Genomic DNA, 23525 nt, shown 5'->3' with positions numbered 1-23525 from the left:
CCCGGGCCCCCCCCGGGGGGCCCCCCCCCCCCCCCCCCGCGGGGGGGGCCCCCCCGGGGGGGGGGGGGGGGGGGCCCCCCCGCGCGGCCGGGGGGCCCCCCCCCACGCCCCAACGGGGCGATTGCCCACACGGGGCGGGGTGGCGGGCGCACCCCGCAGGGCTACGCGCCCCCGTTCGCCGTCGTGTTCGCCAGTGCCGCGGACAGTTCCCGCGCGACCTCCTGGAGGATCGGGACGATCTTCTCCGTCGCCGCTTCCGTCACCCGTCCCGCCGGGCCCGAGATCGAGATCGCCGCGGCCGTCGGGGAGTCCGGGACCGAGACCGCGAGGCAGCGGACTCCTATCTCCTGCTCGTTGTCGTCGACCGCGTACCCCGTCTCGCGGACCGCGACGAGCGCGTCGAGGAAGCCGTCCGGCGTCGTGATGGTCTTCTCGGTCGCGGCCGGCATGCCGGTCCGGGCGAGCAGCGCGCGGACCTCCTCCGCCGGGGTGTGCGCGAGCAGCGCCTTGCCGACGCCCGTCGAGTGCGGCAGCACCCGCCGGCCGACCTCGGTGAACATGCGCATCGAGTGCTTGGACGGCACCTGCGCCACGTACACGATCTCGTCGCCGTCGAGCAGCGCCATGTTCGCCGTCTCGCCGGTCTCCTCGACGAGCCGCGCCAGGTACGGGCGGGCCCAGGTGCCGAGGAGGCGGGAGGCGGACTCGCCGAGCCGGATGAGGCGGGGGCCGAGCGCGTACCGCCGGTTGGGCTGCTGGCGTACGTACCCGCAGGCGACCAGGGTGCGCATCAGGCGGTGGATGGTGGGGAGCGGGAGTCCGCTGCTGGCGGAGAGCTCGCTCAGCCCGACCTCGCCACCGGCGTCGGCCATCCGCTCGAGCAGGTCGAAGGCACGCTCAAGGGACTGGACGCCCCCGCTCGCGGCGGGCTTGGCGGCGTCGGTGGTGCTGGCGCTGGACGTCGGCACGTCAACGGTCCTTTCGGGGCAGGCGGGCAAGGCAGCAGCCTACCGGCCCATCGGCCGGGGTACATGGTCCTGGTGTCGGCGTCCGCGCCGGTCAGGACGTGTTTGTCCGGTGTCGGTGACGGCCCGGAGCCGTCCGGGTCGGTCCCGGCTGTACGGAGCTACGTTCTACTGTACGGAATTTGCATTTCACTTGGTGGAAACATCCAAGCGGCGTGCGGCGGCGCCCGACGCCGACGGCGATGCTGGAAGTGTGCCCTTGACGACATGTCGTCCGGAAGTGAAGACTCCTTCAACAGTTCGTTGAATTTTTTCTTGAAGCACTGGAAGAGGGGTACGGGTGGACGTCAACCTGGTCCTGCGCTCGACGCGTGTCATCACCCCCGACGGGACACGCCCGGCGTCGATCGCCGTCTCCGGAGGGACGATCGCGGCCGTGCTGCCGTACGACGCCGAGGTACCCGCCGGTGCCCGGCTCGAGGACGTCGGCGACGACGTCGTGCTGCCCGGACTCGTCGACACCCACGTGCACGTGAACGACCCCGGCCGCACCGAGTGGGAGGGCTTCTGGACCGCCACCCGCGCGGCCGCCGCCGGTGGCATCACCACCCTCCTCGACATGCCCCTCAACTCGCTGCCGCCCACCACCACCGTGGAGAACCTGCGCGTCAAGCAGGAGGTCGCCCGCACCAAGGCCCACGTCGACGTCGGCTTCTGGGGCGGCGCCCTGCCCGACAACGTCAAGGACCTGCGCCCGCTCCACGACGCCGGCGTCTTCGGCTTCAAGTGCTTCCTGTCGCCCTCCGGCGTCGAGGAGTTCCCCGAGCTCGACCAGGAGCGGCTCGCGACCTCGCTCGCCGAGATCTCCGGCTTCGACGGCCTGATGATCGTGCACGCCGAGGACCCCCACCACCTCGCCGCCGCGCCCCAGCGCCCCGGCGGCTCGTACGCCGACTTCCTCGCCTCGCGTCCCCGCGACGCCGAGAACACGGCGATCGAGAACCTGATCAACCAGGCCCGCCGGCTCAACGCCCGCGTCCACGTCCTGCACCTCTCCTCCTCGGACGCGCTGCCGGTCCTCGCCGCCGCCAAGGCCGAGGGCGTCAAGGTCACCGTCGAGTCCTGCCCGCACTTCCTCACGCTCACCGCCGAGGAGATCCCGGACGGCGCCACCGAGTTCAAGTGCTGCCCGCCCATCCGCGAGGCCGTCAACCAGGACGCGCTGTGGCAGGGGCTCGCGGACGGCACGATCGACTGCGTCGTCTCCGACCACTCCCCGTCCACGACCGACCTCAAGACGCCCGACTTCGCGTCCGCCTGGGGCGGCATCTCCTCCCTCCAACTCGGCCTCCCCGCCATCTGGACCGAGGCCCGCCGCCGCGGCTTCGACCTGACGGACGTCGTCCGCTGGATGTCCGAGGGCCCGGCCCGGCTCGCCGGCCTCACCCGCAAGGGCGCCATCGAGGCCGGTCGCGACGCCGACTTCGCCGTGCTCGACCCGGAGGCCACCTTCACCGTCGACCCGGCCGAGCTCCAGCACCGCAACCGGATCACCGCCTACGCGGGCAAGACCCTCAACGGCGTCGTCACCTCCACCTGGCTGCGGGGCGAGCGGATCGCCGACCACGGCACCCTCGCCGAGCCCTCCGGCCGCCTCCTCGAAAGGAACAACTGACCCGTGAGCACCGGCATACCCTCCTTCACCGGCGACGCCAGCCCTTACGGCGGTGGCGACCCCTACGCCGACTACCGGACGGCCGACTTCCCCTTCACCCAGTACGCCGACCTCGCCGACCGGCGCCTCGGCGCGGGCGTGATCGCCGCCAACGACGAGTTCTTCGCCGAGCGCGAGAACCTGCTCAAGCCCGAGGCCGCCGAGTTCGACCCCGAGCACTTCGGCCACAAGGGCAAGATCATGGACGGCTGGGAGACCCGCCGCCGCCGTGGCATCTCCGCCCAGCAGCCGCACCCCACCGAGGACGACCACGACTGGGCCCTCGTACGGCTCGGCGCGCCCGGCGTCGTTCGCGGCATCGTCCTCGACACCGCCCACTTCCGCGGCAACTACCCGCAGGCCGTCTCCGTCGAGGCCGCCTCCGTCCCCGGCTCGCCCTCGCCCGAGGAGCTCCTCGCCGACGACGTGAAGTGGACGACGCTCGTCCCGCGCACCGCCGTCGGCGGCCACGCCGCCAACGGCTTCGCCGTCGACGTCGAGCAGCGCTTCACCCACCTCCGCGTCAACCAGCACCCCGACGGCGGCATCGCCCGCCTCCGCGTCCACGGCGAGGTCGCCCCCGACCCGAAGTGGCTCGGCGTGCTCGGCACCTTCGACCTCGCGGCCCTGGAGAACGGCGGCCAGGTCGAGGACGCCTCCGACCGCTTCTACTCCCCGGCCACCAACACCATCCAGCCCGGCCGCTCCCGCAAGATGGACGACGGCTGGGAGACCCGCCGCCGCCGCGACAAGGGCAACGACTGGATCCGCTACCAGCTCGTCGCCGAGTCCGAGATCCGCGCCGTCGAGATCGACACCGCGTACCTCAAGGGCAACAGCGCCGGCTGGGCCGCGCTCTCCGTCGCGGCCGAGGGCTCGGAGGAGTGGACCGAGATCCTGCCCCGGACCCGCCTCCAGCCCGACACCAACCACCGCTTCGTCCTCGACACCCCGGCGGTCGGCTCCCGCGTCCGGATCGACATCTTCCCGGACGGCGGCATCTCCCGCCTCCGCCTCTTCGGCTCCCTCACGGACGCCGGTACGGCCCGCCTGACGGCCCGCCACCAGGAACTGGGCGGCTGACCCCGGACCCGTACGAACAGACGGGCCGGGGGACACCCCCGGCCCGCCCCATGAACTGGGCGGGTACGACACCCCGCCCGGCCCGCGAGGGCGCACCGACCCGACAGCACCGGTGCGCCCTCGCGCCTCCCCTTCTTCGAGGGCTCGGTTCGCCTCCGGGGCGCTACAGCCGGGCTCACAGGGCCGACCGTGCTCGCCTCCTTCGTTCCTCAGGAGGCTCCGCGCGCTCGACCCTGTTCCCCCGGCGGGCCCCTTCGGCTCACTCGCCGAGGTCCTGCCTCGGCCGGGGCCCCCACGGGTGGGCCGGGGCCCCGCCGCCGCAGGTGAGGTCCTGCCGGTACGGCGTCACGCCGCGTGCCCGCCGTCCACCGAGAACTCCGCGCCCGTCACGTACCGCCCCTCCGGTCCCGCCAGGAACGCCACCATCGCGGCCACCTCCTCCGCGGTGCCGAAACGGCCCAGTGCCGTCATCGCCGCCTGGCCCGCGGCGTACGGGCCGTCCGCCGGGTTCATGTCGGTGTCGATGGGGCCCGGGTGGACGATGTTGGCCGTGATGCCGCGTCCGCCCAGCTCCCGCGCGAGGCTCTTCGTCAGGCCGATCAGCGCCGACTTGCTGGTCGCGTAGAGCGTGCCGCCGGGGCCCGGCACCCGCTGGGTCATGCAGGTGCCGATCGTGACGATCCGTCCGCCCTCCGGAAGCCGCGCGGCCGCCGCCTGCGAGGCGAGGAACGCCGCGCGGACGTTCACGGCAAGGACCCGGTCCACGTCCGCGAGGGTCAGCGACTCCAGCGGGCCGAGGACCCCGGCGCCCACGCTGTTCACCAGGACGTCGAGCCGCCCCAGGGCGTCCGCCGCCCAGTTCACCGCGCCCGCCGCGTCCCCGGCGTCGGCCGCGTCGGCCCGCAGGGGCAGCGCCCTCCGTCCGGTCGCCTCGATCCGCGCCGCGACCTCCTTGGCCCGCACCTCGTCCTGGACGTAGGTGAAGGCGACGTCGGCGCCCGCCCGGGCGAGCCGTACGGCCGTGGCCGCGCCGATCCCGCGGCTGCCGCCCGTCACCAGAACCGCCGTGCCGTTCATCGTGGACATCCCGAACCTCCGTGAGAAGAAGCCATAAGTGGTTGCGGGTTCAATGAAAGTCGCCGGGGCGTCCCGACGCTGGCACGAATCGGACGCCGACCCGGTCACCGATGAGTTCCGCCGGACGGCGCGGTCCGAACTGCTGAGAAACGATGGACCGGAGACGAAAGGGCACCACCATGGCCACGCTCAGCCTCACCCAGTTCCTGACCCTCGACGGCGTCCACCAGGCTCCCGGCGGCCCGGAGGAGGACCCCAGCGACGGCTTCACGCGCGGCGGCTGGTCCGTGCCGTTCGGGGACGAGGACTTCGGCCGGTTCATGGACGGGGTCTTCGCCCGGCCGACCGCCTTCCTCCTCGGCCGCCGCACGTACGAGATCTTCGCCGGCTACTGGCCCAAGCGGACGGACCCCGCCGACCCGATCGCCACGAAGCTCAACGCGCTCCCCAAGTACGTCGCCACCACCACCCTCGACTCCGCCGAGTGGGAGGGCACCACCGTGCTCCGCGGGGACGTCGTCGACGAGGTCAGGGCGCTCAAGGAGCGCACCGACGGGGAGATCCAGATGCACGGCAGCGGCGGTCTCGCCCAGACCCTGCTCGACCACGACCTGATCGACACCCTGCACCTGCTCGTCTTCCCGGTGGTCCTCGGCACCGGCCGCCGGCTCTTCGCCGACGGCGTACGCCCCGCCGCCTTCCGGCTGACCGACGCGCGCACCACCGGCTCGGGCGTCACCCTCACCACGTACGAACTCGCGGGCCGCCCCGAGTACGGCAGCTACGCCTGACCGGTCCGCCCGCCGCGGGCCCCGTACGGACGGGCGGGGCCCCGAAAGGTGTAGCCACCACCGGCCCCTCCCGGTACGGTGATCGCTCCACGTGCGAGCCGTCGAAGTCTCCACCCCGCCCCGAGTGTTGGAGATACGGCCGCCATGTCAGCTCCGTCGATCGCCGCCCCCGTGCCCCTCGGCGCCCCGCGCCGGGCCTGGCTCACCGACCTGCCCGTGCTGCTCGTCGCCGTCGTCTGGGGCGCCAGCTATCTCGCGGCCAAGGGCATCACCACCACCCACACCGTCATCGCGGTCCTCGTGCTGCGGTTCGCGGTGGTGCTGCCCGTCCTGGTCGTCGCCGGACGGGCCAGGCTCCGGGCCCTGAGCACCGCCCAGTGGCGCGGCGCCGGGACCCTCGGGCTGATCCTCAGCGGGATCTTCCTCCTGGAGACCTACGGCGTCGTCCACACCTCCGCCACCAACGCGGGTCTGATCATCAGCCTCACCATGATCTTCACCCCGCTCGCCGAGGCCGCCGTCACCCGGGTCCGACCGCCCCGCGCCTTCCTCGGCGCCGCCGCGCTCTCCGTCCTCGGTGTCGTGCTCCTCACCCAGGGCGGAGGCTTCACCACCCCCTCCCTCGGCGACCTGCTCATGCTGCTCGCCGCCCTCGCCCGTACCGTCCACGTCCTGGCGATGTCCCGGATCAAGGCCGTCCGGTCGGCCGACTCGCTCTCCCTCACCACCGTGCAGCTGGGCTCCGCCGTCGCCGTCTTCGCCGTCATCGCGGCCTTCCCCGGCACCGGCGCCTCGCCCTGGGCGGTCGCGCTCGACTTCGGCCCGCGCGAGTGGGCCGGGCTGATCTTCCTCTCCGTCTTCTGCACGCTCTTCGCGTTCTTCGTGCAGATGTGGGCGGTCCGCCGCACCTCCCCGTCCCGGGTCAGCCTCCTCCTCGGCACGGAACCCCTCTGGGCCGCCGCCGTGGGCATCGCCCTCGCCGGCGACCGCCCCGGCGTCCTCGGCCTCGCCGGCGCGATCCTCGTGCTCGCGGGCACCAGTTGGGGCCGCCGAACCGCCGACAACGGGGCCGGGTAGTTTCTTCGACCATGCGTTCACTGGTGTACGACAACGAGTTCCGCGCCAAGGCCCGGCGCACCCAGGGCTGGGGCCTCGGCCTCTTCACGATCGCCGCCCTGTGCTGGGTCTGGTTCGGCGTCCTGCTCCTCACGCCGTACGAGGACGGGGACGGCGGCGGCAGCCCCTGCCCCGCCCTGCTCGCCAGCGAGTACGTCCACGACGAGGAGTGCGTCGAGAGCCGGGACTGGCCCGGCATGCTCGCCCTCCTCGGCGGCTCCGTGCCGTTCGCCGTGGTCGGCGGCGCCCTCTACACCAGCGGCTCCGTCGCGCACCGGATGGCCGAGCACCTCGCCGAGGTGACCCGGCTCAACACGACGAGCGCCTGAGCCCCGAGGGGCGGACCGATCAGGACTTCGCCACCCGGTCCGACACGATCATGAGGACCAGGCCGAGCACCGCGATCACGATGTCGGCGAACAGCTCACGGCCCTCCAGGAACCACACGTTCTCCGTGAGGAACCGGGTCACGCCGAGCAGACGGAACCAGCCGTCCGTCAGTTCGCGCAGCACCCCGGCCACACCGAAGAGAGCGAGCAGGAAACCGGTGACCTCCAGGAACTTCCTCATGAAGTGATCATGGCGCGGCCGGGAGGCCGGCCGCGTCCGCCTCCGGTCCACAGGCACCGCGACCGAAGTATCGACCTCCGCGACTTCGGTAGCGGCCCGGCCGCCGATGCCCCGCACGCCGCCCCCGGCTGCGTACATTGCCGATATGACTCGCACGGACCGGCAGCACTGGCTGCTCCCCTCCCACCTGGCCGAACCCGGTGGGAACGGGGAGGGCCGGCCCCGCCGTACCGTCCGCGACTGGATCGTGGACACCTCGCTCTTCCTGCTCGCCGCCTTCGTCGGCCTCATCGCCGCCGACACCAGCGCGCAGTACACCAGCGAGGCCGTCACCCTCGTCGACCAGCTCCTGGGCGCCGCCGCCTGCTGCGCCCTCTGGCTGCGCCGCCGCTGGCCCGCCGGGCTCGCGATCGGTCTGTCGTTGCTCAACATCGTGGCCCCGGTCGCCGCCGGCGCCCTCCTCGCGAGCCTCTTCAGCGTCGCCGTACGCAAGCCCTTCCGGGAGGTCGCCGCGATCGGCGCGCTCGCCGTCGCCGCCTCCACCGTGCAGGCCTTCGTCCGGCCCGACCCCACCACCAACACCGGGCTCTCCATCGCCCTCGGCTTCACCCTCATCCTGCTCGTCACCGCCTGGGGCATGCTCGTCCGCTCCCGTCGGCAGCTCGTCGAGGCCCTCAGGGAGCGCGCCCGCCGTGCCGAGGCCGAGGCCGAGCTGCGCGCCGCGCAGGCCCAGCGGCTCGCCCGCGAGGCGATCGCCCGCGAGATGCACGACGTCCTCGCCCACCGGCTCACCCTGCTCAGCGTGCACGCCGGAGCCCTGGAGTTCCGGCCGGACGCCCCACCCGAGCAGGTCGCCCGCGCCGCCGGCGTCATCCGCGACAGCGCCCACGAGGCCCTCCAGGATCTCCGCGAGATCATCGGCGTACTGCGCGCCCCCGGGGAGAACGGCGACGCGGGCGACCGGCCGCAGCCCACCCTCGCCACCCTCGACGAGCTGATCGACGAATCCCGCGAGGCCGGGGCGGACGTCGTCCTCGACACCACCGTCGACGAACCGGCCACCGTGCCCGCCGCCACCGGCCGCACCGTCTACCGCATCGCCCAGGAGGGCCTCACCAACGCCCGCAAGCACGCCCCCGGCACCACGGTCACCGTCACCGTGCGCGGCCGCCCCGGCGACGGTCTCACCGTCGACATCCACAACCCGGCACCCGCGGGACCGGTCCCGCCCGTCCCCGGCTCCGGCCAGGGCCTGATCGGGCTCACCGAACGCGCCGCACTCGCCGGTGGCCGGATGGAGCACGGGCCCGCCCCCGACGGCGGATTCTCCCTGCACGCCTGGCTACCGTGGCCCCCATGACCATCCGGCTGCTCATCGTCGACGACGACCCCCTGGTCCGCGCGGGCCTCACCCTGATGCTCGGCGGCGCCGAGGACCTGGAGATCGTCGGCGAGGGCGCCGACGGCCGCGAGGTCCCCGAACTCGTCACCCGGTACGCCCCCGACGTCGTCCTCATGGACATCCGCATGCCGCACGTGGACGGGCTCACCGCCACCGAACGGCTGCGCGCCGAGCCCGGCGCCCCCGAGGTCGTCGTCCTCACCACCTTCCACGCCGACGAACAGGTGCTGCGCGCCCTGCGGGCCGGCGCGGCCGGCTTCGTCCTCAAGGACACGCCGCCCGCCGAGATCGTCGCCGCCGTCCGCCGGGTCGCCGCCGGGGACCCGGTGCTGTCCCCGGCCGTCACCCGCCAGCTCATGAGCCATGTCGCCGGACAGCCGGAGCGGTCCCCGCGGACCGCGGCCGCCGGACGCCTCACCGAACTCGCCGACCGCGAGCGGGAGGTGGCCGTCGCCGTCGGCCGCGGCCTGTCCAACGCGGAGATCGCCGCCGAGCTGTACATGAGCGTGCCCACGGTCAAGACCCATGTCTCGCGGGTCCTCGCCAAGCTCGGCCTCAACAACCGCGTCCAGATCGCCCTCCTCGTCCACGACGCGGGCCTCTTGTCCACAGGAGGGGACGAGAACGGCCCGAACTGATCGTTTCGGGTCCGTCGCCTTCGGATAGTCTGCGTCGATGTCCGTCATCGAACTGGGGGAGTACGGCGCGGACTTCACCGCGCATCCGTACCCCTACTACGCGAAGCTCCGCGAGTCCGGCCCCGTCCACGAGGTGCGGATGCCCGACGGCTTCCGGTTCTGGCTGGTCGTCGGGCACGAGGAGGGCCGCGCGGCGCTCGCCGACCCCCGGCTCGCCAAGTCCCCGCACGTGATCGGGGTACGGTCGCCGGAGGAGGACATCATCGGCGTCCACCTCCTCTCGGCCGACGCGCCCGACCACACCCGGCTGCGCCGCCTGGTCACGGGCGAGTTCACCGGCCGCCGGGTGGAGGCGCTGCGGCCCCGCGTCGAGCGGCTCACCGCGGACCTCGTCGACGCGATGGAACCGGCCGGCCGGGCCGACCTCGTCGACGCCTTCGCGTACCCGCTGCCGATCACCGTCATCTGCGAGCTCCTCGGGGTGCCCGCGGCGGACCGCGACACCTTCCGCCGCTGGTCGACGGAGCTGGTCACCCCCACCGGCGATGAGGCCTTCACCCGGAGCATGGTGGACTTCGGCGCCTACCTCGACGCGCTCATCGAGGACAAGCGGGCCGCGGGCCCGGCCGACGACCTGCTCTCCGGTCTGATCGCCTCCCGCGCCGAGGACGGCGACCGGCTCTCCGGGCCCGAACTCCGGGCCATGGCCTATCTGCTGCTCATCGCGGGCCACGAGACCACCGTCAACCTGATCGCCAACACCGTCCGCAATCTCCTCACCCACCCCGATCAGCTCGCCGCCCTGCGCGCCGACCCGAGCCTCCTGGACGGGACGATCGAGGAGTCCCTGCGGTACGACGGGCCGGTGGAGACCAGCACCTTCCGTTTCAGCCGGGAGCCCGTCACCTTCGGCGGCACCGAGATCCCGGCGGGCCAGTACGTCCTGGTCGCCATCGGGGCGCTCGACCGCGACCCGGCCCGGTTCCCCGAACCCGACCGCTTCGACATCCGCCGCGACACCAAGGGCCATCTGGCGTTCGGGCACGGCATCCACTACTGCCTGGGCGCCCCGCTCGCCCGGCTGGAGGGCAGGATCGCGCTCCGGACGCTCCTCGACCGCTTCCCGAAGCTGGAACTCGACCCCGAGGGCGAGCCCTGGGAGTGGATCCCCGGCCTCCTGATGCGCGGAGTCCGGCACCTCCCGGTCCGCTGGTGAGGCCGGCCGGCCCGGTGGGGACGCCTCCCGGTCCGGCGCCGGGACCTCCCGGTGCGATCGTGAGGTCTGCCGGTCCGGTGGTGGCGCCCCCTGGCCGGGCATCGGCGTCGACCGGTCCGGTGGTGACGCCTCCTGGTCCGGCGCCGGCGTCGACCGGTCCGGTCTCGGCGCCGAGGGCCCGCTAGCCGATGTCGGCCACCCGTACCGGCCGACGCTCCCGCCGCGAGCGCTCGCACGCCTCGGCGATCCGGAGCGCCGCCAGGGCCTCCCGGCCGTCGCACGGGTTGGGCGCCTCGCCGCGGACCAGCCGTACGAACGCGTCGAGCTCCGCCTCGTACGCGGGGGCGAACCGCTCCAGGAAGCCGGTCCAGGGCTTCCCCGGCGGCGCCGACGCCCAGGGTTCCACCGAGGTGAGCGGGGTGCGGTCGTCCAGGCCCACCGCGATCTGGTCCAGCTCGCCCGCCAGCTCCATGCGGACGTCGTACCCGGCGCCGTTGCGGCGGGTCGCCGTCGCCGTGACGAGCGTGCCGTCGTCCAGGGTGAGCAGCGCGGCGGCCGTGGACACGTCCCCGGCCTCCCGGAACATCGCGGGACCGGCGTCCGAGCCCGTCGCGTACACCTCCACGACCTCCCGCCCGGTCACCCAGCGCACGATGTCGAAGTCGTGCACCAGACAGTCCCGGAAGAGCCCGCCGGAGAGGGGGAGGTACGCGGCCGGCGGCGGCGCCGGGTCGGAGGTCGCCGCCCGTACGGTGTGCAGCCGGCCGAGCCGCCCCGAGCGCACCGACTCGCGCGCCGCCCGGTACCCCGAGTCGAAGCGGCGCATGAAGCCGAGCTGGAGCTCCGTGCCCGCCCCGGCCACCGCCGAGAGCGCGATCGCCGTCCCCGGCACGTCCAGGGCGATCGGCTTCTCGCAGAAGGCCGGGAGCCCGGCGCCCGCCGCGCGGGCGATCAGCTCCGCGTGCGCCGCCGTCGCCGAGGCGATCACCACGGCGTCCAGGGCGTGCGCGAACAGCGCGGTGACGTCCGGCGCGGCCTCCGCGCCGAGTGCCCCGGCGACCCCGGCCGCCCGCGAGGCGTCGGCGTCCGCCACGACCAGCGACTCGACCTCCGGGTGGCGGGCCAGCACACCCGCGTGGAAGCTCCCGATCCGGCCCGTACCGATGAGTCCGATGCGCATGGCCCCACCGTGGAGCCGTCCGTCCCCGGTGTCAAGGATTTGTCAGGACAACCGGACGTCACGACTTCCCGTCATCAGCGCCCCGGGCTACGCTCCCCCCGTGTCCAAGCAGTCAGGCTCCGCCCTGCCCCCGCTCTCCGTGGACCGCACCAGCCCGGTCCCGCTCTACTTCCAGCTGGCCCAGCAGCTGGAGAGCGCCGTGGAGAACGGCACGCTGACCCCGGGCACCCTCCTCGGCAACGAGATCGACCTCGCCACCCGCCTCGGCCTCTCCCGCCCCACCGTCCGCCAGGCCATCCAGACCCTCGTGGACAAGGGCCTCCTGGTCCGCCGCCGGGGCGTCGGCACCCAGGTCGTGCACAGCACGGTCCGCCGGCCGCTGGAGCTGAGCAGCCTGTACGACGACCTGGACGCCGCCGGGCAGCTCCCCGCCACCCGGGTCCTGGTCAACCGCGTCGAGCCCGCCACCGGCCCGGTCGCCGCGGCCCTCCGCGTTCCCGAGGGCAGCGAGGTCGTCTACCTCGAACGGCTCCGCACCGCGCACGGCGCACCCATGGCGTACCTGCGCAACCACCTGCCCGCAGGGCTCCTCGGCCCCGGCGAACCGGACACCGCGCTCCTGGAGACCACCGGCCTCTACCGGATGCTCCGCTCCGCCGCGCTCACCCTGCACAGCGCCCGCCAGGCCGTCGGCGCCCGCGCCGCGACCGCCGCCGAGGCCGACCTGCTCGACGAACGGGAGGGCGCACCGCTGCTGACGATGGAGCGCGTCACCTTCGACGACACCGGCCGCGCCGTCGAGTACGGCTCCCACCTCTACCGGGCCGGCCGCTACTCCTTCGAGTTCCAGCTGATGGTCCGTCCGTAGGCCGTACCCCACCGGCCCGAGAGCCGGACACCGGCCCCCTGGCGAGCGCCACGACCCGCATGACCGATACTGCAATGCACGACTGCAATGCACGCAAAGGACACAAAGGAGGGCACGGCCTCGTGACCAGGCTTCGGACAGGAGGGGTACGCGCCGCAGTCGGCGCCGTGCTCGCGCTCGCGCTCACCGGGGCGCTCGCCGGGTGCAGCAGCACCGGCGGAAAGCGGGCGGAGGACGCCCGCAAGGCCGCCGAGGCCCAGGGCAGGGCGGCCGTCGACACCCCCCGCTGGACCTTCGCCATGGTGACCCACTCGGGTGACGGCGACACCTTCTGGGACATCGTCCAGAAGGGCGCCAAGCAGGCCGCCGCCAAGGACAACATCAACTTCCTCTACGCCCACAGCGACGAGGCACAGCAGCAGGCGCAGCTGATCGACTCGTACGTCGCCAAGGGCGTCGACGGTCTGATCGTCACGCTCGCGAAGCCCGACGCCATGAAGGCCGCCGTCGAGAAGGCCGTCAAGGCCGGCATCCCGGTGATCACCGTGAACTCGGGCGCCGAGCAGTCCAAGGCCTACGGGGCGCTCACCCACATCGGCCAGGACGAGACCGTCGCCGGCGAGGCCGTCGGCGAGGAGCTCGACAAGCGGGGCAAGAAGAAGGCGCTCTGCGTCCTGCACGAGCAGGGCAACGTCGGTCACGAGCAGCGCTGCGCCGGCACGAAGAAGACCTTCGACGGCGAGCTGGTCAACCTCTACGTCGACGGCACCAACATGCCGGACGTCAAGGCCTCCATCGAGGCCAAGCTCCAGTCCGACAAGGACCTCGACGCCGTCGTCACCCTCGGTGCCCCCTTCGCCGACGCCGCCGTCCAGGCCGCCAAGAGCGCCGGGAGCAAGGCCGAGATCGACACCTTCGACCTCAACGCCAAGGTCGCCACCTCCCTCCAGGCCGGCACCCTCGGCTTCGCCGTCGACCAGCAGCCCTACCTCCAGGGCTACGAGGCCGTCGACCTGCTCTGGCTCTACCGCTACAACGCCAACGTCCTCGGCGGCGGCAAGCCGGTCCTCACCGGCCCGCAGATCATCACCAAGGACGACGCCGCGAAGCTCGTCGAGTACGCCGAGCGGGGCACCCGATGAGCTCCACCGCCCCACCGTCGGACGGGCTCGACCACGTCGACGAACGGCTGCTGCGCACCACCCCGCTGAAGAAGCTGCTGGCCCGCCCCGAACTGGGCTCGGTCGTCGGCGCGATCGCCGTCTTCGTCTTCTTCTCCGTGGCCGCCGACAGCTTCCTGAACCCGTCGAGCCTCGGCACCGTGCTCTACGCGGCCTCCGTCCTCGGCATCATGGCGGTGCCCGTCGCGCTGCTCATGATCGGCGGCGAGTTCGACCTGTCCGCAGGCGTCCTGGTCACCAGCTCGGCCCTGATCTCGTCGATGTTCAGCTACCAGATGACGGCGAACGTCTGGGTCGGCGTCGGCGTCTCGCTGCTCGTCACCCTGGCGATCGGCGCCTTCAACGGCGTCATGCTGACCCGTACGAAGCTGCCCAGCTTCATCATCACGCTCGGCACCTTCCTCATGCTGACCGGCCTGAACCTCGGCCTCACCAAGCTGATCAGCGGCACCGTCTCCACCAAGACCATCGCCGACATGGAGGGCTTCTCCTCCGCCCGCAAGCTCTTCGCCTCGCAGCTGACCATCGGCGGCGTCGAGTTCAAGGTCACCATCCTGTGGTGGTTCGGCCTGGTCGCGCTCGCCACCTGGATCCTGCTCCGCACCCGCTTCGGCAACTGGATCTTCGCGGTCGGCGGCGGCGCCGACGCGGCCCGCGCGGTCGGCGTCCCGGTCTACCGGACGAAGATCGGCCTCTACCTGGGCGTGGCGTTCTGCGCCTGGATCTCCGGCCAGCACCTGCTCTTCTCCTTCGACGTCGTCCAGTCGGGCGAGGGCGTCGGCAACGAGCTGATCTACATCATCGCGGCCGTCATCGGCGGCTGTCTGATCACCGGCGGATACGGCTCCGCCATCGGCTCGGCGGTCGGCGCCCTCATCTTCGGCATGACGAGCAAGGGCATCGTGTACGCCGAGTGGAACCCGGACTGGTTCAAGTTCTTCCTGGGAGCGATGCTCCTCCTGGCGACCCTGCTGAACGCCTGGATCCGCAAGCGCGTGGAGGCCACCAAGTGACGACGGCCACGAGTATCGAGTCCGCTCCGCTCGTCGAGCTCGACGACGTCAGCAAGTACTACGGCAACATCCGCGCCCTCGAAGGGGTCTCCCTGGAGGTCCGCTCCGGCGAGATCTCCTGTGTCCTCGGCGACAACGGCGCCGGCAAGTCCACCCTCATCAAGATCGTCGCCGGTCTTCACCAGCACGACACGGGGACCTTCCGCATCGAGGGCGAGGAGGTCACCCTCGCCAACCCGCGCGACGCCCTCGACCGGGGCATCGCCACCGTCTACCAGGACCTCGCCGTCGTCCCGCTGATGCCCGTCTGGCGGAACTTCTTCCTCGGCTCCGAGCCCACCAAGGGCTCCGGCCCCTTCAAGCGGCTCGACGTCGGCCTGATGCGGACCACCACCCGCGAGGCGCTGCTCCGCATGGGCATCGACCTGCGCGACGTCGACCAGCCCATCGGCACCCTGTCCGGCGGCGAGCGGCAGTGCGTGGCCATCGCCCGGGCCGTCCACTTCGGCGCGAAGGTCCTCGTCCTCGACGAGCCCACCGCCGCGCTCGGCGTCAAGCAGTCCGGCGTCGTCCTGAAGTACGTGGCCGCCGCCCGCGACCAGGGTCTCGGCGTGGTCCTCATCACCCACAACCCGCACCACGCGTACCTGGTCGGCGACCGTTTCGTGCTGCTCAAGCGGGGCGTCATGGCCGGCAGCCACACCAAGGGCTCCGTCACGCTCGACGAGTTGACCCGGCAGATGGCCGGCGGCACCGAGCTGGAGGACCTGCGGCACGAACTGGAGCGGCCGTCCGGGACGTGACGGACGCGGCCGCGATCGAACGGCCCCTTGACACCCCACCTGGCAGAATCGGAGCCGATGAGTACCTACCGTGACCTCGCCCACCGGGGATCGGCCCGGGGCACCGTGCTGCGGACCGTCGGCTCCCGGGAGCGGCGCTCCCATCTGACGGCGCCGCGGGTGCCGACCGTCGGCATCGACATCGGCGGTACGAAGGTGATGGCCGGCGTCGTGGACGCCGACGGCAACATCCTGGAGAAGCTCCGTACGGAGACCCCGGACAAGTCCAAGAGCGCCAAGGTCGTCGAGGACACCATCGTCGAGCTGGTCCTGGACCTCTCCGACCGGCACGACGTGCACGCCGTCGGCATCGGCGCGGCCGGCTGGGTCGACGCCGAGCGCGCCACCGTGCTCTTCGCCCCGCACCTCGCCTGGCGCAACGAGCCGCTCAAGGACGCCCTCCAGAGCCGCCTCGCCGTCCCCGTCATGGTGGACAACGACGCCAACACCGCAGCCTGGGCAGAGTGGCGCTTCGGCGCCGGACGCGGCGAGGACCACCTCGTCATGATCACCCTCGGCACCGGCATCGGCGGCGCCATCCTGGAGGACGGCCAGGTCAAGCGCGGCAAGTTCGGGGTGGCCGGCGAGTTCGGCCATATGCAGGTCGTCCCCGGCGGTCACCGCTGCCCCTGCGGCAACCGTGGCTGCTGGGAGCAGTACAGCTCCGGCAACGCCCTGGTCCGCGAGGCCCGCGAGCTGGCCGCCGCCGACTCCCCGGTCGCGTACGGGATCATCGAACGGGTCAAGGGGAACGTTCCCGAGATCACCGGACCGCTCATCACCGAGCTCGCCCGCGAGGGCGACGCCATGTGCGTGGAGCTGTTCCAGGACATCGGCCAGTGGCTCGGCGTCGGCATCGCCAACCTCGCCGCCGCCCTCGACCCCTCCTGCTTCGTCATCGGCGGTGGTGTCTCGGCCGCCGACGACCTGCTCATCGGCCCCGCCAGGGACTCCTTCCGCCGCCACCTCACCGGCCGCGGCTACCGTCCCGAGGCCCGTATCACCCGCGCCCAGCTCGGCCCCGAGGCGGGGATGGTCGGCGCCGCCGACCTCGCCCGGCTCGTCGCCCGCCGCTTCCGCCGCGCCAACCGGCGCCGGGTGGAGCGGTACGAACGGTACGAGCGCTACGCCCAGGCCCTGCGCAACGGGACCTCGGGCCGGGCCGCCCGTATCCCCGAGGACCCGCCTTCATGACCCTGCCCCACCAGTCCAGCCCGCCGCGCGAGCCCGGGGGCAAGCTCCCCGAGGACCACCGGCACATGATCCGCCGCCGCTGGCTCACCGCCGTCATCATCGTCCTGCTCGTGGGCATCCCGGCCGGCTATCTCGTCATCTCCGCGGGCCAGAGCCGCGACAGCGGCCGCGACAAGGAGCGCGAGTCCTCGGCGGCGGGCCTCCAGGACAACTGGCCCTCGCTGATGAAGCGCCGGATCTTCGAGGTCCCGATCCCGGCCGGGGCGTGGGGGGTCGCGTACTACGAGACCAGCAACTGGAAGACCAGCCGGCTGTACGTGCAGTTCACGACGACCGCCTCCGGCCTGGACGCCTTCCTCGCCGAGTCCGGCACGAGCCGCGCCGCGCTCACCCCGGGCCGGATCACGGTCGGCGACCGTGACACGGACATCGCGGGCTGGAGCTTCGTCGAGGGCATGAACTGGGCCGGTACGACGGTGAAGCGCGAGGAACCGCGCCCGGCGACCGACCTGACGGTCGACCTCACCGAGCCGGCGTTCCCCCGGGTGTACGCGGTCTCGACGACGAGCCCCTGACCTTCGGGCGGGCGGTGTCGACGACGGGTCCTGGCCTGTCGGTCGGGGCGTGTCGACGAGGGGTCCCCGACCTTCTCGGTCAGGTGTTCTTCTCCATGCCCGGGCGCAGCCGGGCGAGCAGCTCGTAGAGGGTCGTGCTCTCGGCCGCGTCGAGGGTGTCGAGCGCGCCGCTGGTGGCCTGCATCTCCTCGCGGACGCGCCGGATGATGTCCCGGCCCTCGTCGGTCGCCACGACGTTCTTGACGCGGCGGTCGGAGGGGTCGGGCTCGCGGCGGACCAGGGAGCGGGCCTCCAGGCGGTCGATGATGCCGGTGACGTTGGACGCGTCGCACACGAGCAGGGTGGCCAGGGCGCGCATCGGCAGCGGGCCGTTGAGCTGCGCGAGGACCTTGGCCTGGGTGGAGGTCAGACCGTGGTGGGCCGCGGCGGCCGCGAAGTCGCGCCACTGGGCCGTGCCGATGGCGGCGAGGAGCTCCATGAGCTGGAGCTTGGTGGGGGCCGGGGAGGTCGTCGCGGTCATGGGTCGAGCGTACTCAGAACACTTGACATTATCAATTGTTTACTTGACCACCTCAAGTATCCGGGTCTACCTTCGACGAAGTACTTGATGACATCAAACATCGATGATCTGAAGCTCCCGCGTCACCGGAAAAGGCCCTCCCTGCCATGAGTCACGCCCCCGCACCGCCCGCCGCCGATGCCCGGCGCGAGACGGTCATCGTCTTCGCCCTGAGTCTCGCCGCCATGGTCGTCTCGATGATGCAGACCCTGCCGGTCCCGATCCTCGGCCTCATCCGCACCGACCTCGGCACCTCCACGGCCAACGTCAGCTGGGTGACCACCGCCACGCTGCTCTCCGCCGCCGTCTTCACGCCGCTGCTCGGCCGCTTCGGCGACCAGCACGGCAAGAAGCCCACCCTCGTCGCCGTCCTCGGCGTCATGGTCGTCGGCTCCGTCGTCGCCGCCCTCGCGACCTCGCTGCCCCTGCTGATCCTCGGCCGCGTCCTCCAGGGCGCCGCCACCGCGATCTTCCCGCTCGCCCTCTCCGTCCTGCGCGAGGAGGTCAGGCCGCAGAAGCTGCCCGGCGCCATGTCCCTGGTCAGCGGCACCCTCGCCTTCGGCAGCGGCCTCGCGCTCGTCGCGACCGGCCTGCTCACCTCCGGCTCCGACGCCGACTACCGCAGCGCCTTCTGGATGGCGACCGGCTTCGCCGCGCTCGCCCTGCTCGCGGTCGTGTTCCTCGTCCCCGCCACCCGCCACAAGACCGGCGGCCGGACCGACTTCCTCGGCGCGCTGACCCTCGGCATCACGCTGCTGCTGCTCCTGCTGCCCATCTCGCAGGGCCACGAGTGGGGCTGGGCCTCGGCGCGGACGCTCGGCAGCTTCGCCGGCGCGGCCGTCATGGCCGTCGTCTGGGTCCTCGTGGAGCGCAAGGTCCGCGAACCGCTCGTCGACATGAGGATGTTCGTCCACCGCCCGGTCCTCATGGCCAACCTGGCCGGCATCCTCGTCGGCTTCGGCATGTTCGCGAACTTCCTGGGCGTCTCCTACCTCGTCCAGATGCCCGAGGCCCTCACCGGCTACGGCTTCGACGCGTCCATCCTGCGTGCCTCCGTGGAGTTCCTGCTCCCCGGTGCGATCGTCTCGCTGCTCGCCTCCCCGATCGGCGGCCAGCTGGTCCGCCACCGCGGACCGCGCACGGCCCTCGCCCTCGCCGCCTGCCTCGGCGCCGTCGGCTTCGCCTGGCTCGCCCTCGGCCACGGCCACACGGCCTCGGTGATCGGGGCGGGGATCGTCGTCGGCGCGGCCGTCAGCTTCGGTTACGCGGCCATGCCGGCCGTCATCATGTCGAGCGTCCCGCACCACCAGAGCGGCATCGCCAACGGCATCAACTCCATCTCCCGCTCCACGGGCAGCGCGATCGGCAGCGCGGTCGTCACCACGATCCTCGCCTCGGCGACCATCGAGCACCTCCCGGCCGGCGTCCCGCCGCTGCCGGCGGAGTCCGGCTTCACCCTCACCTTCTGGATCGGCGCCACGGCGTTCGCCCTGGTCGCGCTGATCGCGGGCCTCGGCCTGCGGGGGCGCGCGGCGCCCCGCCCCGCCGCGGAGACGCCGTCGGCCGCCACCGCCCCCGCTCCCGAGAAGGCGTCGGTGTCCTAGTCGGGCCCTCGTCGCCGGAGCGGCGCTCGAAGTTCGGCCGGCACCCGGGGTGTCGGCCCCCTCACCGAGCGTCGCTCCGGCGAATCTTCACATCGTGCAAGAGGAGGGAACCCCTCCCCTTGTGTCGCCCCCCGACACGACGGCCGCGCTCCCGTCGTTCGAGGCGGTTATGTCCCCTTGTGTTCCGCCGGGGCGACGGAGCGTCGATTTTGTTACTCGATCCTGCGGAGAACCTGTGGCGATCTCCTGGCGATCTGCCAAATAGATCGAAGCGCCCTTCGATCCGGTGATGAATTCGTGTGCCGCGGCACCTCAACTCGGTTGGCCGGGCAACCCGTTCGCGTGCTTACATCTGCACATCGCGGCCACCGCCGAACGGTGCTTGATTCCGGCCGGGTAAAAACATTCACTTGAATTGAAGGGTGCGCACACATGCGTAACGACATCGAGACCCGTGAGATCGCCGACGCCGACCTTGACGCCGTTTCCGGCGGCCTCGCCATCTCCGGCGGCCTCGCCGGCGCCGTGGTCGGCGACGTCAGCACCGTCCTCGGCACCGTGACCTCGCTCCAGACCGTCCAGGGCGTGCAGTCCCTGCCGGGCGTCGTCACGGGCCTCGCCGGTGTCAACGTCGGTATCGCCGGTCTCTGAGCGATATATCCGTGAACCCCGGAACGCATTCCCGTTCCGGGGTTCACGGCTGCCCTTCCCGCCCCTGAAGGGCGGGCTTCCGCCGGTCAATTCGGCAGCCCGTGAAGAATGCAGTCGAAGGAAGAGTCCGTGCAGTTCCGTCAGAAGGCGCTTTCCAAGCTGCAATCGCCCGAAGAACTCGACCTGCCGGTACGGTTCGCCCGCCCGCAGGGCCGGCTCGTCCTCGCCGTCACCGTCGTCGTGATGGCCGCCGCGACGTTCTGGGCCTTCACCGGATCCGTGTCCTCCAAGCTGAGCGCACCCGGCGTCCTCACCCGCCCCGAGGGCGGCTACCTCCTGCAGAGCCCGTACGCGGGACAGGTCACCGCCGTCCGCGCCGAGGAGGGGCAGCTGGTGTCCCCGGGCGCGCCCCTGCTCACGGTCCGGACGCCACAGGGCGACCGGGACGTCCGTGCGGTCGAAGGAGGGCGGGTGACGGCCCTCCTCGCCAAGACCGGTCTCGTCGTCACCACCGGCGCCGACGTGGCGACCGTGGAACGGGTGAGGAACCCGGACGACCCGCTCGTGGCCATGCTCTACGTGCCCGGCGGCAGCGGCGCGGCGATCCCCGTCGGCGCCCAGGTCGACCTCGGCGTCCAGTCCGCGCCCCAGCAGCGGTTCGGTGTGCTCCGCGGCCGGGTCACGGCGGTCGGCCGCGCCCCCCAGACACCGGCCCAGATCAGCGGCTTCCTCGGCGACAGCAGGCTCGCCGCGCAGTTCGCCCGGAACGGCAACCCCGTCGCGGTGCTCGTCCAGCTGGAGCGCTCGGCCGCGACCCCGTCCGGCTACCGGTGGTCCTCGGCCGACGGGCCCCCGTACGCCCTCGACTCCACGACGCCCGTCACCGGAACCGTCCACCTCGCCGCGCAGCGCCCCGTCGACTGGCTGCTCCCGTGACCGCGTCGCCCGACACGACCCCCCAGCCCGATTGGCCGCACCCGTGACCGCGTCGCCCGACACGACCCAGACCCCCCAGCTCCCGCCCGCCGGGCGCCGGCGGCACCGCCCCGCGCCGCAGGGCGGCAGCCGGCGCCGCCGCCCCGAGCCGGCCGGCCGAAGCCCCCGGCGCCGCGGGACCGTCCCGAAGGGCCGTACGCCCCGCCCCGTACGCACCCCCACCGTGCTGCAGATGGAGGCGGTGGAGTGCGGCGCCGCCGCGCTCGCCATGGTGCTCGGCCACTACGGCCGGTTCGTCGCCCTGGAGGAGCTCCGCATCGCCTGCGGCGTCTCCCGCGACGGATCCCGCGCCAGCAACCTCCTCAAGGCGGCCCGCCGTTACGGCCTCAAGGCCAAGGGCATGCAGATGGACCTGGCCGCGCTCGCCGGAGTGGGGCCGCCGGCCATCCTCTTCTGGGAGTTCAACCACTACGTCGTCTACGAGGGCGTCGGCCGCCGCCTCGGCCGCCGCGGCGTCCACATCAACGACCCGGCCAAGGGCCGGCGCTTCGTGCCCATGGACGAGTTCGACACCAGTTTCACCGGCGTCGTGCTCACCTTCGAGCCCGGCGAGGGCTTCCGCCGCACCGGGCGGAAGCCCGGCGTCATGGGTGCGATGCCCGCCCGCCTGCGCGGCACCTCGGGCACCCTCCTCGCCGCCGTGCTCGCCAGCCTCCTCCTCGTCGTGGTCGGCGCCGCGATACCCGCGCTGAGCCGTACGTACATCGACATGTTCCTGATCGGCGAGCAGACCTCACTGCTCGGCGTGCTCTTCGCGTCGATGGCGGCGGCCCTGCTGCTCACGGCCGTGCTCACCCTCCTCCAGCAGTCCAACCTGCTGCGCGGCCGCATCATCTCCTCCACGCTCGGCAGCGCCCGCTTCCTGCGGCATCTGCTCCGCCTTCCCGTCACCTTCTTCTCCCAGCGCAACCCCGCCGACCTGGTCCAGCGCCTGCAGTCCAACGACGCGGTCGCCGAGACCCTGGCACGGGACCTCGCCGCCGCCGGCGTGGACGCCGTGGTCGTGGTCCTCTACGCGGTGCTGCTCTGGACCTACGACCCGCAGCTGACGGTCGTCGGCATCGGCATCGCGCTGCTCAACGTCGTGGCCATGCGGATCGTGATCCACGTGAGGGCCACCGACACCCAGAAACTCCGCGCCGAGAGCGCCCGGCTGACCAACACCTCGTACAGCGGCCTGCAGCTCATCGAGACGATGAAGGCCACCGGCGGCGAGGACGGCTTCTTCCGCCGCTGGGCGGGCCAGCACGCCGTCACCCTCGACGTGCGGCAGCGGCTCGGCGTGCCCAGCATGTGGCTGGCGATCGTCGCCCCGACCCTCGCCGCGCTCAACAGCGCGCTGATCCTGATGATCGGCGGCCTGCGCGCGGTGGAGGGGCACCTCTCCGTCGGCCTCCTCGTCGCCTTCCAGGCCCTCATCACCAGCTTCACCACGCCGATCACCCGCCTCAACGGCGTGGCCGGCCGCGTCCAGGACTTCGCGGCCGACGTCGCCCGGCTCAAGGACGTCGAGAACTTCCCCGTCGACCCGATCTACTCACGGCGCGAGCCGCCCGCCGCCACCCGGCGCCTCAAGGGCCATGTGGTGCTCGACGGGATCACCTTCGGCTACAGCCCGCTGGACGCCCCGCTCCTGAAGGACTTCTCGCTCTCGGTCGGCCCCGGGCAGCAGGTCGCGCTCGTCGGCGGCTCCGGCAGCGGCAAGTCCACCGTCTCGCGGCTGATCTCCGGGCTCTACGCCCCCTGGGAGGGCACCATCCGCATCGACGGCATGCGGTTGGAGGACATCCCGCGCGGCGCGCTCGCCGCCTCCGTCTCCTTCGTCGACCAGGACGTCTTCCTCTTCGAGGGCACCGTCCGCGACAACGTCGCCCTCTGGGACCCGTCCATCCCCGACGAGGCCGTCGTGGCCGCCCTCCAGGACGCCGCCGTGTACGAGGTGATCGCGCGCCGCCCCGGCGGCATCCACAGCCGGGTCGAGCAGGACGGCCGCAACTTCTCCGGCGGCCAGCGCCAACGCCTGGAGATCGCGCGGGCGTTGGTGCGTCGTCCCAGTGTCATGGTCCTCGACGAGGTGACCAGCGCCCTGGACGCGGCGACCGAGCGTCTCGTCATCGACAACCTGCGGCGCCGGGGCTGCGCCTGTGTGGTCATCGCCCACCGGCTGAGCACCGTCCGCGACAGCGACGAGATCGTCGTCCTGGAGCGGGGCACCGTCGTCGAGCGCGGGCGGCACGAGCGGCTGCTCGCGGCGCGGGGCGCGTACGCCGAACTGGTCAAGGAGCACTGA

General features: G+C 72.5%; 23 protein-coding genes. 18 read left to right on the top strand and 5 right to left on the bottom strand.

The genetic code is table 11. The features are described from left to right. Window positions 1–161: 161 nt before the first annotated feature. Window positions 162–968, bottom strand: a complete 807-nt coding sequence (locus ACIP8Z_RS36800; RefSeq protein ID WP_030323875.1) for an IclR family transcriptional regulator — start codon at window positions 966–968, stop codon at window positions 162–164. Window positions 969–1305: 337 nt separating this feature from the next. Between ACIP8Z_RS36800 and allB the strand changes: the two genes are divergently transcribed. Beyond that, window positions 1306–2640 carry an allantoinase AllB gene (gene allB / locus ACIP8Z_RS36795; RefSeq protein WP_402091224.1) on the top strand — a complete coding sequence of 445 codons (1335 nt, stop codon included), beginning with the start codon at window positions 1306–1308 and terminating at the stop codon, window positions 2638–2640. 3 nt (window positions 2641–2643) lie between these two features. Further along, the gene (alc, locus tag ACIP8Z_RS36790; RefSeq protein ID WP_402091222.1) at window positions 2644–3762 is read left to right on the top strand and encodes an allantoicase; all 1119 of its coding nucleotides are present in this window, start codon (window positions 2644–2646) and stop codon (window positions 3760–3762) included. A gap of 345 nt (window positions 3763–4107) precedes the next feature. Here the strand turns inward: alc and ACIP8Z_RS36785 are convergent, their stop codons facing one another. Then, a complete protein-coding gene (locus tag ACIP8Z_RS36785; protein ID WP_402091220.1) occupies window positions 4108–4848 on the bottom strand; it encodes an SDR family NAD(P)-dependent oxidoreductase in 741 nt (246 codons plus the stop codon). Window positions 4849–5018: 170 nt separating this feature from the next. Here ACIP8Z_RS36785 and ACIP8Z_RS36780 point away from each other — a divergent pair, with 170 nt between their 5' ends. The 3 genes from ACIP8Z_RS36780 (at window position 5019) to ACIP8Z_RS36770 (ending at window position 7075) form a co-directional block, all read left to right on the top strand. Then, the gene (locus ACIP8Z_RS36780; protein ID WP_402091218.1) at window positions 5019–5630 is read left to right on the top strand and encodes a dihydrofolate reductase family protein; all 612 of its coding nucleotides are present in this window, start codon (window positions 5019–5021) and stop codon (window positions 5628–5630) included. Between the two features lie 144 nt (window positions 5631–5774). Continuing rightward, the gene (locus tag ACIP8Z_RS36775) at window positions 5775–6707 is read left to right on the top strand and encodes a DMT family transporter (RefSeq protein WP_402091216.1); all 933 of its coding nucleotides are present in this window, start codon (window positions 5775–5777) and stop codon (window positions 6705–6707) included. Window positions 6708–6718: 11 nt separating this feature from the next. Further along, window positions 6719–7075 carry a hypothetical protein gene (locus ACIP8Z_RS36770; RefSeq protein ID WP_402091213.1) on the top strand — a complete coding sequence of 119 codons (357 nt, stop codon included), beginning with the start codon at window positions 6719–6721 and terminating at the stop codon, window positions 7073–7075. A 19-nt stretch (window positions 7076–7094) separates the two neighbouring features. Here the strand turns inward: ACIP8Z_RS36770 and ACIP8Z_RS36765 are convergent, their stop codons facing one another. After that, window positions 7095–7316 carry a hypothetical protein gene (locus ACIP8Z_RS36765; protein ID WP_402091211.1) on the bottom strand — a complete coding sequence of 74 codons (222 nt, stop codon included), beginning with the start codon at window positions 7314–7316 and terminating at the stop codon, window positions 7095–7097. Between the two features lie 145 nt (window positions 7317–7461). Between ACIP8Z_RS36765 and ACIP8Z_RS36760 the strand changes: the two genes are divergently transcribed. The 3 genes from ACIP8Z_RS36760 to ACIP8Z_RS36750 are packed head-to-tail and all read left to right on the top strand — an operon-like array spanning window position 7462 to window position 10572. Beyond that, entirely contained in the window at window positions 7462–8676 is a 1215-nt protein-coding gene (locus ACIP8Z_RS36760; protein WP_402091208.1) for a sensor histidine kinase, read from the top strand. Continuing rightward, entirely contained in the window at window positions 8673–9356 is a 684-nt protein-coding gene (locus ACIP8Z_RS36755; protein WP_402091205.1) for a response regulator, read from the top strand. Before ACIP8Z_RS36760 ends, ACIP8Z_RS36755 begins: the two co-directional genes overlap by 4 nt. A 37-nt stretch (window positions 9357–9393) precedes the next feature. Continuing rightward, entirely contained in the window at window positions 9394–10572 is a 1179-nt protein-coding gene (locus tag ACIP8Z_RS36750; RefSeq protein ID WP_402091202.1) for a cytochrome P450, read from the top strand. Between the two features lie 181 nt (window positions 10573–10753). On the opposite strand, the gene ACIP8Z_RS36745 is transcribed toward ACIP8Z_RS36750, so the two are convergent. Beyond that, window positions 10754–11752: a Gfo/Idh/MocA family oxidoreductase gene (locus tag ACIP8Z_RS36745; RefSeq protein ID WP_402091200.1), complete on the bottom strand. Its 999-nt coding sequence runs from the start codon at window positions 11750–11752 to the stop codon at window positions 10754–10756. Between the two features lie 139 nt (window positions 11753–11891). Between ACIP8Z_RS36745 and ACIP8Z_RS36740 the strand changes: the two genes are divergently transcribed. The 6 genes from ACIP8Z_RS36740 to ACIP8Z_RS36715 all read left to right on the top strand — a co-directional run bounded on the left by ACIP8Z_RS36740 (window position 11892) and on the right by ACIP8Z_RS36715 (window position 17425). Further along, on the top strand, window positions 11892–12620 hold the full coding sequence (locus tag ACIP8Z_RS36740; RefSeq protein ID WP_319321746.1) for a GntR family transcriptional regulator: 729 nt from the start codon (window positions 11892–11894) through the stop codon (window positions 12618–12620). Between the two features lie 122 nt (window positions 12621–12742). After that, window positions 12743–13762 carry a sugar ABC transporter substrate-binding protein gene (locus tag ACIP8Z_RS36735; protein WP_389041032.1) on the top strand — a complete coding sequence of 340 codons (1020 nt, stop codon included), beginning with the start codon at window positions 12743–12745 and terminating at the stop codon, window positions 13760–13762. Continuing rightward, window positions 13759–14814 carry an ABC transporter permease gene (locus tag ACIP8Z_RS36730; RefSeq protein WP_319321509.1) on the top strand — a complete coding sequence of 352 codons (1056 nt, stop codon included), beginning with the start codon at window positions 13759–13761 and terminating at the stop codon, window positions 14812–14814. The genes ACIP8Z_RS36735 and ACIP8Z_RS36730 overlap by 4 nt, the downstream gene beginning before the upstream one ends. Then, the gene (locus ACIP8Z_RS36725; protein ID WP_402091196.1) at window positions 14811–15617 is read left to right on the top strand and encodes an ATP-binding cassette domain-containing protein; all 807 of its coding nucleotides are present in this window, start codon (window positions 14811–14813) and stop codon (window positions 15615–15617) included. The genes ACIP8Z_RS36730 and ACIP8Z_RS36725 overlap by 4 nt, the downstream gene beginning before the upstream one ends. Before the next feature lie 57 nt (window positions 15618–15674). Continuing rightward, complete coding sequence (locus ACIP8Z_RS36720; protein ID WP_402091193.1) at window positions 15675–16850, top strand: ROK family glucokinase; 1176 nt, start codon at window positions 15675–15677, stop codon at window positions 16848–16850. Further along, the gene (locus tag ACIP8Z_RS36715) at window positions 16847–17425 is read left to right on the top strand and encodes a hypothetical protein (protein ID WP_402091190.1); all 579 of its coding nucleotides are present in this window, start codon (window positions 16847–16849) and stop codon (window positions 17423–17425) included. Before ACIP8Z_RS36720 ends, ACIP8Z_RS36715 begins: the two co-directional genes overlap by 4 nt. Window positions 17426–17504: 79 nt before the next feature. Here the strand turns inward: ACIP8Z_RS36715 and ACIP8Z_RS36710 are convergent, their stop codons facing one another. Next, window positions 17505–17945 (bottom strand): MarR family winged helix-turn-helix transcriptional regulator, encoded by a 441-nt coding sequence (locus ACIP8Z_RS36710; RefSeq protein ID WP_402091187.1) that lies wholly within the window; start codon window positions 17943–17945, stop codon window positions 17505–17507. 146 nt (window positions 17946–18091) lie between these two features. Here ACIP8Z_RS36710 and ACIP8Z_RS36705 point away from each other — a divergent pair, with 146 nt between their 5' ends. The 4 genes from ACIP8Z_RS36705 to ACIP8Z_RS36690 all read left to right on the top strand — a co-directional run bounded on the left by ACIP8Z_RS36705 (window position 18092) and on the right by ACIP8Z_RS36690 (window position 23525). Continuing rightward, entirely contained in the window at window positions 18092–19588 is a 1497-nt protein-coding gene (locus ACIP8Z_RS36705; RefSeq protein ID WP_402091185.1) for an MFS transporter, read from the top strand. A 432-nt stretch (window positions 19589–20020) separates the two neighbouring features. Then, entirely contained in the window at window positions 20021–20239 is a 219-nt protein-coding gene (locus tag ACIP8Z_RS36700; RefSeq protein WP_402091182.1) for a hypothetical protein, read from the top strand. A 129-nt stretch (window positions 20240–20368) separates the two neighbouring features. Continuing rightward, window positions 20369–21175, top strand: a complete 807-nt coding sequence (locus ACIP8Z_RS36695; protein WP_402091179.1) for an HlyD family efflux transporter periplasmic adaptor subunit — start codon at window positions 20369–20371, stop codon at window positions 21173–21175. 43 nt (window positions 21176–21218) lie between these two features. Continuing rightward, window positions 21219–23525: an NHLP family bacteriocin export ABC transporter peptidase/permease/ATPase subunit gene (locus ACIP8Z_RS36690; protein ID WP_402091177.1), complete on the top strand. Its 2307-nt coding sequence runs from the start codon at window positions 21219–21221 to the stop codon at window positions 23523–23525.

Origin of the sequence: Streptomyces sp. NPDC088553, assembly GCF_044752965.1 — a bacterium.
GTDB lineage: Bacteria > Actinomycetota > Actinomycetes > Streptomycetales > Streptomycetaceae > Streptomyces.
Note: the sequence above shows the minus strand (reverse complement) of the source record. Positions and strands in the feature narration are given on the sequence as shown.